Source organism: Lachnoclostridium sp. An181, assembly GCF_002160325.1.
Taxonomy (GTDB): Bacteria; Bacillota; Clostridia; order Lachnospirales; family Lachnospiraceae; genus An181.
The window spans coordinates 73,769-87,545 of the sequence record NZ_NFKJ01000010.1; the positions used below are offsets into that span (position 1 = coordinate 73,769).

Annotated in this window: 11 protein-coding genes and 7 tRNA genes; all 18 read right to left on the reverse strand. The window is 44.1% G+C overall.

Annotated features, from left to right (window positions below):
* Positions 1-72 precede the first annotated feature (72 nt).
* The 18 genes from B5F18_RS07855 to isdE all read right to left on the reverse strand — a co-directional run bounded on the left by B5F18_RS07855 (position 73) and on the right by isdE (position 13,775).
* Positions 73-4,122, reverse strand: coding sequence for a M14 family zinc carboxypeptidase (locus B5F18_RS07855; protein ID WP_143468387.1), 4,050 nt, complete (start codon positions 4,120-4,122; stop codon positions 73-75).
* 383 nt (positions 4,123-4,505) lie between these two features.
* Complete coding sequence (locus B5F18_RS07860; RefSeq protein WP_087157132.1) at positions 4,506-4,841, reverse strand: dihydrofolate reductase family protein; 336 nt, start codon at positions 4,839-4,841, stop codon at positions 4,506-4,508.
* Between the two features lie 99 nt (positions 4,842-4,940).
* Positions 4,941-5,020: transfer RNA gene (locus tag B5F18_RS07865), tRNA-Leu, on the reverse strand.
* 35 nt (positions 5,021-5,055) lie between these two features.
* Positions 5,056-5,128: transfer RNA gene (locus tag B5F18_RS07870), tRNA-Lys, on the reverse strand.
* A gap of 13 nt (positions 5,129-5,141) precedes the next feature.
* Positions 5,142-5,213: transfer RNA gene (locus B5F18_RS07875), tRNA-Gln, on the reverse strand.
* Between the two features lie 10 nt (positions 5,214-5,223).
* Positions 5,224-5,297 (reverse strand) — tRNA-His (locus B5F18_RS07880).
* A 108-nt stretch (positions 5,298-5,405) separates the two neighbouring features.
* Positions 5,406-5,479, reverse strand: a tRNA-Arg gene (locus B5F18_RS07885).
* Positions 5,480-5,509: 30 nt separating this feature from the next.
* Positions 5,510-5,580, reverse strand: a tRNA-Gly gene (locus B5F18_RS07890).
* 5 nt (positions 5,581-5,585) lie between these two features.
* Positions 5,586-5,660, reverse strand: a tRNA-Pro gene (locus tag B5F18_RS07895).
* A 183-nt stretch (positions 5,661-5,843) separates the two neighbouring features.
* Complete coding sequence (locus B5F18_RS07900) at positions 5,844-6,323, reverse strand: metallophosphoesterase family protein (RefSeq protein WP_087157133.1); 480 nt, start codon at positions 6,321-6,323, stop codon at positions 5,844-5,846.
* Positions 6,324-6,340: 17 nt separating this feature from the next.
* Complete coding sequence (locus B5F18_RS07905; protein ID WP_087157134.1) at positions 6,341-6,943, reverse strand: XTP/dITP diphosphatase; 603 nt, start codon at positions 6,941-6,943, stop codon at positions 6,341-6,343.
* Between the two features lie 3 nt (positions 6,944-6,946).
* The gene (locus tag B5F18_RS07910; RefSeq protein WP_087157135.1) at positions 6,947-8,113 is read right to left on the reverse strand and encodes a THUMP domain-containing class I SAM-dependent RNA methyltransferase; all 1,167 of its coding nucleotides are present in this window, start codon (positions 8,111-8,113) and stop codon (positions 6,947-6,949) included.
* A 117-nt stretch (positions 8,114-8,230) separates the two neighbouring features.
* On the reverse strand, positions 8,231-8,413 hold the full coding sequence (locus B5F18_RS07915; RefSeq protein WP_087157136.1) for a hypothetical protein: 183 nt from the start codon (positions 8,411-8,413) through the stop codon (positions 8,231-8,233).
* Positions 8,414-8,687: 274 nt separating this feature from the next.
* The gene (locus tag B5F18_RS07920) at positions 8,688-9,140 is read right to left on the reverse strand and encodes a DUF1700 domain-containing protein (RefSeq protein ID WP_087157137.1); all 453 of its coding nucleotides are present in this window, start codon (positions 9,138-9,140) and stop codon (positions 8,688-8,690) included.
* Positions 9,141-9,278: 138 nt separating this feature from the next.
* Positions 9,279-11,390, reverse strand: coding sequence for a glutamine synthetase III family protein (locus tag B5F18_RS07925; RefSeq protein WP_087157138.1), 2,112 nt, complete (start codon positions 11,388-11,390; stop codon positions 9,279-9,281).
* A gap of 75 nt (positions 11,391-11,465) precedes the next feature.
* Positions 11,466-12,329, reverse strand: coding sequence for a class II fructose-1,6-bisphosphate aldolase (gene fba, locus B5F18_RS07930; protein ID WP_087157139.1), 864 nt, complete (start codon positions 12,327-12,329; stop codon positions 11,466-11,468).
* Positions 12,330-12,505: 176 nt separating this feature from the next.
* Complete coding sequence (locus B5F18_RS07935) at positions 12,506-12,880, reverse strand: YbaN family protein (protein WP_087157140.1); 375 nt, start codon at positions 12,878-12,880, stop codon at positions 12,506-12,508.
* Positions 12,881-12,896: 16 nt separating this feature from the next.
* Positions 12,897-13,775 (reverse strand): heme ABC transporter substrate-binding protein IsdE, encoded by an 879-nt coding sequence (gene isdE / locus B5F18_RS07940; RefSeq protein WP_087157141.1) that lies wholly within the window; start codon positions 13,773-13,775, stop codon positions 12,897-12,899.
* Between the last annotated feature and the right edge of the window lie 2 nt (positions 13,776-13,777).

The following is a 13,777-nucleotide window of genomic DNA, read 5'->3' on the forward strand; positions in this document are numbered from 1 at the left end:
ACATATAGTTTCTTTTGTATGCAGCAAAAAACATCCGAATGCGCTCGCACCCGGATGTCTTTTCATCACTTTCTATTTTTTCTTTTTAAAAAGAATTGCTGCCGCCGCTGCTGTCAACATTCCCGCAAAAGGTACCGCTATATCTGCATTGTCCCCTGTTTTTGCCGCTTTCTTTGAAGGCACTGCCTTCTTTTCATCGGATATTATTTTGGCATCAGCCTTCATATCTGTCTTGGTCTGATCTGTGTTGGAACCAGATGCCGCCAGATCCGTTTGCTCTTCCTTGATCCCCTCTGTCTTCTCTGCACTCTCCAACTTGGCAATCGCATCTCCCAGGGCTACCTTTGCATTGTCCACATCTTCCTGGCTTGCCGCATCATCCGCAAACACTGCTTTTGCAGATGCCAAAGCCTCCTCCATGGCAGCGTATGAAACTGCACTATAAGCTTTCGCTTCAAGTTCTTCCGCTTTTGCGATCAATGTCTCCAAAGCGCTCTTATCTGGTTTCAGTCTGAGTTCGCTCATTGCTTTCAAAAGGGCTTTCCATGATGCGTCCACTTCATCCTGCATTGCGTCTCCATCCGCCAATGTATTTATTGCAGATGCCAAGGCTGTGTTAAACGCATCGTGACCTTCCTCGTAATACTTATTAAGCTCAATCGACCGGGCCATCTCGACAACCTTCTGAAGATCTGTCTTGTCGCCTTGTTTAAAATTCAAGTACTGCATTACAGTGATCAGATCCTGCCAGGATTTGTCGATCATACTCTGGGTAACCGTCTCATCCCCCGCGCTTACTTTTCCGAGCAGATCTTTTGCGTTTGCGAGTGCTGCATCAAACTTTTCAACCACGGACGCAACCACTCCGTCTGTACTTGCTTTTCCTGCAAGTTCCACAGCATATTCAAGAACCGCTGTGGATAAGGATTTCTCCTCTCCAATCTCAAAGTCTTCTCCAAGCATCTTTGTATAGATTGCATTGGTGACATAACGGTAGTCATCCTGCTGGTGCGCTTTGTTTGTCATTGTATTTGCAAACAATGTCATGTTGAATCCATTCTGCACATAGTCGATTGCCTGAACGGAATTTTTATATTTCTCAATGTGCTCGGAAGACATAAATCCTTCGATCGGATAATCATCGGTTGTCTGAATGAGCACCTTTGCTCCCTCCGGAACATTTGTGATATAAGCACCGTCATGTCCATACATGATATAGTCGCCTTCCTGCACATATTTATCCGTGATAAGGCTTTCTTCCGGATAGGTAACTGTTGTCAGCGCATCGTACATGCCGTTCGATACATATCCAATGTCTACACCCATTGCTTTGGCCGCATACAAAGCCTCTGCTGTATATCCAATGTATGGTTTTCCGTTCTGGATCAAGGCCATCTCGTCAGAGGAAGGAGTTTCATTTCCCACTATCACATCCGCATCCTTGGCATTGTCCACAAGTTCAAATCCAAGCTGCTCTCCAAATGCAAAGAGGTCCCATCCATATTCATAGTTCAGGAGATTGTTATAATCTTTTACTCCGTAAGGATTTCCATCGGAGTCTGTCTTAAACTCTGCCACTTTTCCAGGAATATAAACTTTTACAGATTTGGAAATCTCTTTTGCCACCGGAACATCGTCTGTCAGCCGTGCTTTCAAAATATAGTTGTCTTTTACCAGCTCAAAATCATCAGCAGATATCACAAAGTTTCCTTTTTCCTCTCCCTGTGTAATATAGCCGACATTCCTGCCCTCTTTGAGAAGATCATTGACTGCCTGCACTGCATGTACACTGTTGTTTGACAAAATCGCTGCCTTACCCTCTCCGCTCACTGATGTCTCTAATTTTTCTGCACTCTCAACACGGTCCATAGCTGCATCTGCAAATGCACCAACTGTGGTGATGACATCCATATCAAAACCTCTCAGCTGTGAAAACGCAGTCAGCGGCTCAGAGTACAAATCTGTCCAGTCTGCGATCACGATATTGGAGTACAGCGCTGCATTTGCCATATTTCTCTTTGCCTGGTGCATATCAACGATGATCGTACCTTTTTTGTATTCTTTTCCGTTTACAGTTGTATCTTCTTTGAGTTCTTTCAGCCTTACATCATTGCGCAGAAGATATTCCACCATATCTGATGCGGACTGTGTATCCTGCTGAGAATCCGCATCCATTGGGATCACATAATATTCCGGGAAGAAATTATCGTTTTCTTCATATTTTTTGCGGAACACATCCGCCTCAGCGCCCGGCTCATCTGCCTGGCTTACGTAGTACTGACGTATCCCCTCTTCATCGATATTTTTAATCCCGCGCTCATATACTTCCAGCTGATTTAAGAAGAAAGAATCTTTCTCCTCGGCTATATAATCGGCATTTCCAATAAATCCGTATTTGATCGCCTTTGCCGCATCCGCACTTCCATATGGCAGCTCCACGGTGTAGGCATTCACTCCGTGCAGAAAAGAATACTGCGGAGTGTAGCTTGTAGACATATCGTCAAACGGATAATCCCAGTTCTTTCCTGTGCTCGTGGAATCAGACACTTTCAGGTAATCGCGCATTGGCATCTGGAAACTGTTGATGCTGTCATTGTTCGCAATTGCGGATGCACCGAAATTTTCTCCCTGCTTGATCGCATTTTCAATGAAAAGGTCATACTCCACATTCGGCTCATGTGTCGGTGAGCAAGGCTCTACCTGGAACTGTGTGTAATAACCGTGAATCTCATGGAAGGAAACCGGATTCCATTTTGCGATAAGAGCTGTCATAGCCTGTGTTTCCGGCTGTGTCTGGAATGTATTGTCACGGTTCAAGTCAAAGCTGTTGCCGTTTGTTCTCGTATTGTACGTCTTCCCGTCCACATTCTCGGAAGGTACTACGATGAAGAACTCGTTGCTCAACACTTCGTTTAAGTCAAATTCCGTTTCTTCTATATTATAATACTGACTCATCTCTTCTTCAGTCATATCCACAGCTGCATCAGCATTTCCGTTGGTATTGTTCTCCACATCCGTGCTAGGGTCTGTAGTTTCGTACTTTCCTTCTCCCTGAATATATCCTACTCCGGTAACTCCTTTATCTTTGATCAGATCAGACCAGACTGTCCCGTCCTCCTGCATCTCTTTTTCAAGAGTCTCCTGGCCCGTCTTTGTCATTCCAGTGATTTTGTTGTATGTAAGTTTACCTCCGTTTTCTGCTGCAGACACGATCGCCTCGAGGAATTCCATACATCCGTCAGAACCAATGATCTCGTCCGCATGAACATTGCTGTACATTACCGGCACTTTATAGTCAAGAGTTCCTGCTTTTACTTCCTTTGCTACCTTCTCCGGCTCTGTCTCCGCACGCTCAGACAGTTTTTTTGATTCCTCCAAAGTCTTTTCATCTTTTGCGATAAAGATGGCGCGGATCGGTCTGCCATCTGCGGACTGTCCGATTTCTTCTACTTTGGCATAGATGCCGGCTTTGTTTGCTCTTTCGGCCAGGGCAAAAAGCTCTTTGTCAATCTCGCTTTGCGTATGAAAAGAATCATATGGGCGAACATCCACGCTCGCTGTGCCGAGCACCTCATCCTGCGCTTTACAGGTGAGCTCATATTCTCCTGTATAATCCAGAATTGTGTCTCGCACGAGTTGTCTGTCGCGGTTGTCAATTCCATTGTACCCAAAGAGCGCTTTGCTGTTGAAAGTCAATGTCAACAGCGTTTTTCCGTTCTGCCCTTCACTGACTGTATTCTGAATATCTGTAAACATCGGCTGCTCATCCTGGATAGCGGACTTTACAGTTTTCCAGCTTTCCAAATTCTCCCCAAGATACTGATAAGGAAAATAAGTTGTATCCTGCATTCCTTCCGCTCTTGTCAGAGCCCATTGAATTTGCCCCTCATCTACCAGTTTCTGTACATCTTCTTTTGACATATCAAGCTCAATAGATGCGGTAAAACTTCTTGGTTCTGTGAGGGAAATCGCATCTTCACCTTCACCAGTATTGTCAAACTGAATCGCCTGCACTGCTGTATCCTGCGCCTGTACCGGAAGGACAAGGGTAATGCCCATGGACAGACATGCTGTGGACGCAGCAACTGTCTTTACCATCTTTTCTAATTTTTTCCCTTTCATCTTTTCTCTCCTATGCTTTTTGTGAATCTTTGTAACTATACTTTACCACGTAAAAGTGATACGTAATAATATACACCTTTATGCATAAAAATTCAAGTGTGCATTTTATCTTTTTGCTTTTTCACGCAAATACAACACTTTTTAATACTATTTATGCACACTTATGTATCCATTTTTCTTTCCGGCCCGATTAGTCCCAGGAGCTGGCCTTCTTTCACAATTCTTTTATTCTTTCATCACATTTTTATCACAGAAGAGTAATATATTAATAATTGAACAAAGGATAAAACCTTTTTAAATTTTCTTTTTCATACTTTTCCTCAAAAGGGTATCCAAAAGTTTGAACAAACTTAAGGATACCCTCTTATAATTTTCATAGTGACTTATCTTCGTGTATAGACCAAATCTGTCATACCATTATATGATCGTGAATTCAGTAATCTCAGCTTAACCTCATGTTTCCCGTTTTCAAAAAGTCGAATACCAGAACCTAAAGTTGTAAAATCTCTATATATCCACTCATTCGGAGAGAGTTCAGTAACTACTTGATGATAAGTATTCCATCCCATCAAAATCGTATCAATGTTTTTTACAAACTCGGAATAAGTATCCATATTCTCATTATCATCGCCTTGTCCTTTGAGCCAATCGACTCTGCCCTTGTTATCGGCAATGTATCCATCAAGACTCATCGCAATAAATAAACTGACCGTTCTCATATTACTTACCTCATCAAATTCTTATTTTATAATATTCAAATCTCAAAGTTGATCATAAACGGCATAGAAAAAACGCCCGTTAACAGGGCGTTTTTAAAGTGCGGATGACAGGAATCGAACCTGCACGGTCTCCCACCAGATCCTAAGTCTGGCGCGTCTGCCAGTTCCGCCACATCCGCAAAATATAAGAACAAGCATTGCTTGTTCTTTTCAGTGAAGCATCGGGGATTCGAACCCCGGACAACTTGATTAAAAGTCAAGTGCTCTACCGACTGAGCTAATGCTCCGTATTATTATAAGCTGGGCTAGTTGGATTCGAACCAACGAATGCAGGAGTCAAAGTCCTGTGCCTTACCGCTTGGCGATAGCCCAATAAAAAAAGGGTGGATACAGGGATTCGAACCCTGGGCCTCCAGAGCCACAATCTGGCGCGCTAACCAACTGCGCTATACCCACCACACCAATCATAAAGCGGAAAATTCCAGCTTAACTCCCCTTTCTGGAAGGGGCATTTCCCAAAGGATTTTTTATGTCTTTGGCATGAACTACCACGACATAAAAAAACGTGCTTGGAGGGATTCGAACCCCCGACCCACGGCTTAGAAGGCCGTTGCTCTATCCAACTGAGCTACAAACACATTTCTCTCAAAGCAAAAAGGCTTTAAGAAAGCGGGTGATGGGAATCGAACCCACGTATCTAGCTTGGAAGGCTAGTGTTCTACCATTGAACTACACCCGCATGAATCGGGGTGACAGGATTCGAACCTGCGACCTCCTGGTCCCAAACCAGGCGCTCTAGCCAAGCTGAGCCACACCCCGTAGTTATTGATTTGCGTTTCTTGTCCTTAAGACAAGTAATATTATATCCAGACACCCCACAAATGTCAACACTTTTTTTTATTTTTTTCAATTTATGTAAAATCCATGAAAATTTGCAGGAATTTGGGGGCAGAACTGTAGGACTTGCCTCCTTTTCTTCCGCTCCCAATTCCTGATACCCTTCTATAAATAGAGGATCTCAAATCTTGGTTTTCCTTTCTCATCCAAGTCCATCAGCATATAACTTGGCTTTCTTCCCTGCTGTCTTGGGTAGGAAAGACTGCCCGGATTTGCCACTGTAATGTCCCAGTCCACCTCAATATACGGCTTGTGGGTGTGTCCGAACATGACAATGTCCACACCCCTTTCCTTTGCTTCCTCCTTCAAACGCTCCGGCCCAAGAGAAACATAATAGTTGTGCCCATGCGTAATCAACACCTTGAGATCCCCGATCATAAACTCTTCTTCCAAAGGCAGCTCAGAGAAAAAATCATTGTTCCCAGCTACCATGTGAACCGGGCAATCCACCGAAGCCCGCACAAAATCCTCTCCATGTTCCACATCGCCAAGATGTATCAGCATATCAATCTGTCCCGCCTTGTCAAGCGCAAGACTTAAGTTATGGTTTCTTCCGTGCGTATCACTGACAATCAACACTCTCATTTTTTCATCATCCGTTTCTATTTCATTTTTTCCTTCAATACTTTCCGCATCAAACGCAGCGCATTTCCCCTGTGGCTCAGCCTGTTTTTCATTTCAGGATCCATCTGTGCTGTCGTGCACTGATACTCTGGCACATAGAAAATCGGGTCATATCCAAATCCATTCTCCCCGGCGATTTCATATCCGATCCTTCCTTCAATAGTTCCTCTCACCACTTCTTTTGTCCCGTCCGGAAGTACTGCAGCGATGGCACAGACAAACCTTGCACTTCTCTTTTCATCCGGAACACCGTCCATTCTTTCAAGCAGCGCTTTATTCTTAATATCGTAGGAAGTATCCTCTCCCATATATCTTGCCGAATAGATTCCCGGTTCCTTGTTCAGGTAATCGATCTCCAGACCGGAATCATCCGCAAGAATAATATCATTTGGCAGATACTTTGCAATCTCACTTGCCTTGATCATGGCATTGTCCTCAAATGTACTGCCATCCTCCACAATATCCGCATTCACCCCTGCCTCTTTCATAGAAACAATTTCCATCCCAAGGTCAGAAAGGATCATTTTGATTTCCTTCATCTTATTTTCATTTCCTGTCGCAAAAACAATTCTCTTTCCCATCTTCTATCCCTGCCTTTCCGCATCCATTTTTCTCTTCGGAGGTTTTGGACCTAAAAATTGATAGAAATAGGTCTTCAACATTCCATTGTATATTTTTCTGTTTTTGTCAGCTTTTCTTCCAAACCAGCGCTCTGCATCTTCATAGGAAGTAATCATGTAAGCTGACCATGAATCAAGCCTTCGGAAACTCTCCCCAAAAGCTCCATAAAGAACCGGGAGATTTTCTTTTTCTTCTATCCTCTCTCCGTATGGCGGATTTGTGATGATAAAGCCGTACTTCTTTGAATGATTTAAGTCTTTTACATCCCTTTGCTGAAAATGAATGAGATGATCCACGCCTGCCCTTTTCGCATTTTCTCTTGCAGCTCTTATGACTCCTGGATCCACATCGTATCCTTGGATATCCACTTCCACATTTTTGTCCACCATCTCTCTCGCTTCATCCACCGCATCATACCATGCGTCTTTCGGAATCAGGTTTGTCCACTGCTCGGCTGTAAATTCACGGCTCATCCCCGGGGCAATGTTTGCCGCCATGAGTGCTGCTTCTATCGGAAATGTACCGCTACCGCAGAAAGGATCCACTAAAATCCTGTCCCTTTTCCAAGGCGTGAGCATGATCAGGGACGCTGCCAGCGTTTCTGTGATCGGCGCTTTGGCTGTCATCTGTCTGTAACCTCTTTTGTGCAGGGAAATCCCGGAAGTATCGATACCAACCGTCACAATATCTTTCATGATAAATACCCGCAGCGGGTACGCCGCCCCAGTCTCCTCAAACCATTCTTTGCGGTATTTCTGTTTCATCCTCTCGACCATAGCCTTCTTCATGATGGACTGGATATCTGAAGGGCTGAACAGCTTGCTTTTGACAGATGCTGCCTTGGCCACCCAGAACTTCCCGTCCTCTGGTATGTATTTCTCCCACGGAATCTCTTTTGTTTTTTCAAAGAGCTCCTCAAATGTCTCTGCCCGGAAACATCCCACTTTCAAAAGGATTCTTTCCGCTGTTCGCAAAAATACATTGGCCCTGCATATATCATCATAATTTGCTGTGAACGCAACTTTCCCGTCCTCCACAGAGGAAACCTCATATCCCAGATCCCAAATCTCCCGTTTCAAAACCGCCTCAAGTCCAAAATGACACGGCGCGATCAATTCTATTTTTTCCATATGGCTCTCCTTTGATTTACTTAATATCTATATTACGTGTCCCCCTCCCGCTTGTCAACAACAGACGGAGGCAGAAGAGTGATTCTCCTGCCTCCGTCTTTCCAGCATAAATCCTATTTAGTAATTGCTGTTCTCGTTTGCATCATAGCAGTTGGACGCTTTATTTCTGGATGCGTTCTTTGCTTTATTGCTTGTTGATGCATTTGTGCTCTTGTTGGATGTTTTGTTTTTGTTCTGCTCGTCTGCATAAGATGAATAAGAATTTGAAGTGCTGTTTTTTGAATTACTGTTTTTTGTCATTTTCATTTCCTCCTAATCAATTGGTACACTGCTAGTATGTGTACAAGGAATCTTTTTATGCACTTCAACCTTTGTTTTCACAAAAAAATTTTGTAATATTTTGAACATTTTGCCAGTTTTTGAATTTTAAGCTTGCTTTTTTTAGTCCCCTATATTATACTTAGTCGTGTAGAAAGTATTCTTTCTGCAACCCCTTATTAATTATTTATACTCCCCTCAAAAGACCGATGGCTCCCCCATCGGTCTTTTACTTTGCACAAAACATCTGTCTTCCTTATCTGTGTTTCCTCACAAAATTCACAATCAGCAGCACCATGATCACCGGAAGAGCAACCCGCGCTGCAATCGCAAGCAAACCTGTAATCACGGACACAACAACAATCAAAATGAAAATCATAACAAGTATCAGCAAAGCCTTATGCCACCATTTGTCAAAAAAGAAAATCTTGGCTCCCCTGTCTGCATGACTCTTCTCCTGTTTTTCATGCTGCACTGTCTCAAATACACTTTCGTTTTGATACATATTCCCCGGAGCATCAATGATGGAGCGCGCAATGACCCACGGATCTCCCAGCGAGTCCAACACATCCCGCTCACTTTTTCCGCTTTTTATTTCATCTGAAATGTATTCATCGTAATATCTCACATTTCGCTCTACTGCACCGGCATCAAGCTCTGCGGAAAGTGCATCTTGTAATTTGCTTAAAAATTCAGCGCGCGTCATCATTTTTCCTCCCAGTAAATTTATAGTCAAAGAATATCATATTTACTGCCTCATTCCAAGCCCTGCACTCCTTAAGTTATTCTAATTTTTCTTAAGAAATTCTAAAAGGAGACGCCGGCAAAGCCGGCGCCCCCAAATTTTTTATACTTCAAATATCAAATCTGCATAAGATGGCATCGGCCATACATTTTTGTTCACGATCATTTCCAGTTTGTCGATTGGCGCGCGCAGACCTTCCATTGCCGGCACAACTTCATCCCTGTATGCTTTTGCCTGTACTTCGCTCTGCTCTTTTGCTCCTGCTTTAGCCGTAACTGTTTTGAGCTGTTCCAATGCATTCTTTGCCTCGCGAAGAAGTTCTGACGTCTCTTTCAAAAGTTCAAGCTGCACATCTACATCCACTCCGGCTTCTTTTACGGCATTCACAGTATCTGCCAGGTCTTTTGTATATTTTACAATAACCGGCAGAATCTGCTTACTGGCCATGTCGATCATGGTTCTCGCCTCAATATTAATCGCCTTTGCATATGCCTCATATTTGATCTCCGCACGGGACTCCAGCTCTGCTCTTGTAAATACATGGAATTTTTCAAACATTTCCACAGATTTCTCAGATACAAGCGAAGGGATAGCATCCACCATTGTCGGCAGGTTCGGCAGTCCTCTTCTTGCTGCCTCTTCAACCCATTCCTCAGAATATCCGTTGCCATTGAACACGATTCTCTGATGTTCTGCCGCATATTTTTTGATCAGATCATGCACCGCCATCGGGAAATCTTCTGCCTTTTCCAAGATATCGCATGCATCACTTAATGCTTCTGCAACGATTGTATTGAGCACGACATTTGGCCCTGCAACAGAATCTCTGGAGCCGACCATACGGAATTCAAATTTGTTTCCCGTAAAAGCAAACGGCGAAGTACGATTTCTGTCTGTTGCATCTTTTGAAAGCCCCGGAAGGGTTTTTACTCCTGTTTCCAGTTTTCCGCCCTTTAAGCTGTGCGTGGCCTCACCAGTTGCGATCAGCTGCTCCATCACATCTTCCAGCTGCTCACCAAGGAAGACAGATACGATTGCCGGAGGCGCCTCATGAGCTCCAAGTCTGCAGTCATTTCCCGGATCTGCTGCTGACTCCCGCAGAAGATCTGCATGCTTGTCCACTGCTCTGAGCACACACATGAGCATGAGGAGGAACTGGATATTCTCATGAGGTGTTTTCCCCGGATCAAGCAAATTCTTGCCATCATCCGTTGTAAGAGACCAGTTGTCATGTTTTCCGGATCCGTTCACGCCTGCGAACGGTTTCTCGTGCAGCAGACAATGGAGTCCTTGTCTGTAAGCTACTTTTTTCAAGGTTTCCATGATCAGCTGGTTGTGGTCCACAGCAACATTGCACTCCACATAAATCGGTGCCAGCTCGTGCTGAGCCGGAGCCACTTCATTGTGCTGTGTTTTCGCTGTCACACCAAGTTTCCAAAGCTCTTCATTGATCACCTTCATAAAATTTGCAATCCTGTCGCGGATGCTGCCAAAATAATGGTCGTCAAGCTCCTGGCCTTTTGGCGGCATTGCTCCAAAAAGTGTCCTTCCCGCAAACACGAGGTCTTCTCTTTGCAAATATTTTTCTCTGTCAACAAGGAAATATTCCTGCTCAATCCCAACAGACGGAATCACCCTTTTAGATGTCGTATTTCCAAACAAGCGGATAAAGCGCAGCGCCTGTGTGTTGATTGCTTCCATGGAGCGCAGAAGCGGTGTCTTCTGGTCAAGCGCTTCTCCTGTATAGGAACAAAATGCGGTAGGAATGTACAGGATACATCCATTCTGGTCTTTTTTTACAAAGGCAGGGGAGGTGCAATCCCAGGCAGTATATCCTCTCGCCTCAAATGTCGCCCTCAGCCCTCCGGACGGAAAGGAGGACGCATCCGGCTCCCCTTTGATCAACTCTTTTCCCGAAAAACTCATAAGTACTTTTCCATTCGCCATCGGAGCTGAGATAAAAGAATCGTGTTTCTCCGCTGTAACACCTGTGAGCGGCTGGAACCAGTGCGTATAGTGGGTTGCCCCTTTCTCGATCGCCCATTCTTTCATCTCGTGAGCCACCACATCTGCCGTCACCGGATCCAGTGCTTTTCCTTCTTCAATGGTCTTCTTCAAATCTTTGTAGACTTTTTTTGGCAGACGCTCCTGCATCACTGTGTCATTGAACACATTTTCCCCAAAAATTTTTGCTACATTTGTCATATCACTCATACTTTTTGTATCCTTTCTCCACCTAATAAAAGGGGCACTCCAAGCCTTTGGAATGCCCCTTTGCATCTCATGAAATTATGCTTTATTAACAGAACCGAATAATTCCATTTTTTCTTTTACAGTTGCTTTGATAGCTTCAGCACCCGGAGCCAACAGTTTACGTGGGTCAAATCCTTTGCCCTGAAGATCTTTTCCCTCTTCAATGTATTTACGTGTAGCTTCTGCAAACGCTAACTGGCATTCTGTATTAACGTTGATCTTAGATACTCCCAGATCAATCGCCTTTTTGATCATGTCAGCCGGAATACCTGTACCTCCGTGAAGTACCAAAGGCATCACTCCTGTAAGTTTCTGGATTGCATCCAGTGTCTCAAAGCTTAAACCTTCCCAGTTTTCAGGATATTTTCCGTGGATATTTCCGATTCCGGCTGCAAGCATCGTAACTCCCAAATCTGCGATCATCTTGCACTCGTTCGGGTCTGCACACTCGCCTTTTCCGATAACTCCGTCTTCTTCTCCTCCAATGGAGCCAACCTCTGCCTCAAGGGACATTCCCTTTTCTTTACAGATAGCTACAAGTTCTTTTGTCTTTGCAACATTTTCTTCGATCGGGTAGTGTGAACCGTCGAACATAATAGAAGAAAATCCTGCCTCAATACATTTCAAGCATCCTTCATAGCTGCCGTGGTCAAGGTGAAGAGCAACCGGAACAGTGATATTCAATTCTTCCAGCATTCCGTTTACCATGCCTACAACTGTTTTGTATCCAGCCATATACTTTCCTGCTCCCTCGGAAACGCCAAGGATAACCGGTGAGTTGAGCTCCTGAGCTGTAAGTAAAATGGATTTTGTCCACTCTAAGTTGTTGATGTTGAACTGACCTACTGCGTAGTGTCCTGCTTTTGCTTTTTCAAGCATTTCTTTTGCTGATACTAACATATGTTTCTCCTCCGATTCCTGAAATCTAAAAATCTGTTTTCATGTTTCCTATTATAACTCATAACCTTTCAAAAATCAAAACAAAGCACATTTTTTTTATAAACACATTAAAACTTTAGTACATTAATTTGATTTTTTTAAGAATAAGAGAAAAAACACAGCATTTTGACCAATGTTTACTCTGTTTCCTCTTCAAGAGTCCTCACTCTGCCAAGGAAATAGTAAAGGTGAAACACCCACACACAGGCCAAAACGATCCTTCCCACCGGCACACTGCTCATCATAAGAAATCCCACGCTCATGGTGAGTGTCACGACCACAATGATCCTGATTTTCGTGCGCATGGTCATCCCCCTTCCTTTCACATAGCTTTCCAAATTCTTTTTGTACAGCTTTGTTCCCACAAACCAGTCGTGCAGTCTCTTTGAACTCTTGGCAAAACACCATGCTGCAAGCAAAAGAAACGGAAATGCCGGCAAAAGCGGCAGCACCGCCCCAATCGCCCCGATTCCAAGGGAAATGCACCCTAATACTACGTATACAATCTTCATACAACACCTCTTTTTCTTACTGATATAAAATAGTCTCTAATTCTTCCAGTGCTTCCGGATACGCAAAGTTGGCGCTCATCCCAAACTTTGCATTGTCCAGGTCATAGACTTTTCCCTCCTGGACCGCACGGAAATGTTTCCAGATGTCATTTGTATTGAACTCCTCCGCAAACATAGCCTTTACCTGTTTTGGCATGGCATGGGAAGTCCTAAGAATGATGTCCGGGTCTTTTTTTACCATGTCTTCAGGATTCACATTCAGAAAATCCTGTCCATCCCCATCGCCGTACACATTGACGCCACCGGCAAGTTTGACAAGACTTCCGCTGTAGCTGCTGTCCGTGGCCACGACATAGGAGCCGGGAAGTCCCATGAGAAGGAGCACTTTCGGTTTCTTGGTCTGGGAATATTTTTCCTGAAACTTTGCTTTGTACTCCTCAAATGTTTTGTTCAGCTTTTTTGCCTCTTCTTTCTTCCCAAACATGTCTCCCAGTTCCAAAATGGATTTATACATACCTTCCGTACTCTTCAGATCCAGAAAGTAGCTCTCCACGCCAATATTATCGTATTTTGGTTTCAGTTCTCCCTCCAGGGAGTTTGGAGTCAGGATAATGGTCGGCTTTAGAGATTTCACGATCTCCATATCCGGAGCCATCGGAGATCCCACATTGTCAATTCCCTCATACCTTTCCGGAATGGTATAGCTCTCTGTCTTTGGAATGCCCACCACATCGTCCACACCAAGCTTATCCAGGATTTCACATGTTGCAACCGAAGTCGCCACGATCCTTGTCTTGGATTTTGCATCCTGGCTCCCCTTGGACTGGTCCACACAGCCGCAAAGCATCCCGACCGCGGCGACCAGCAAAACTGCACATTTCCATTGTATCTTCATGT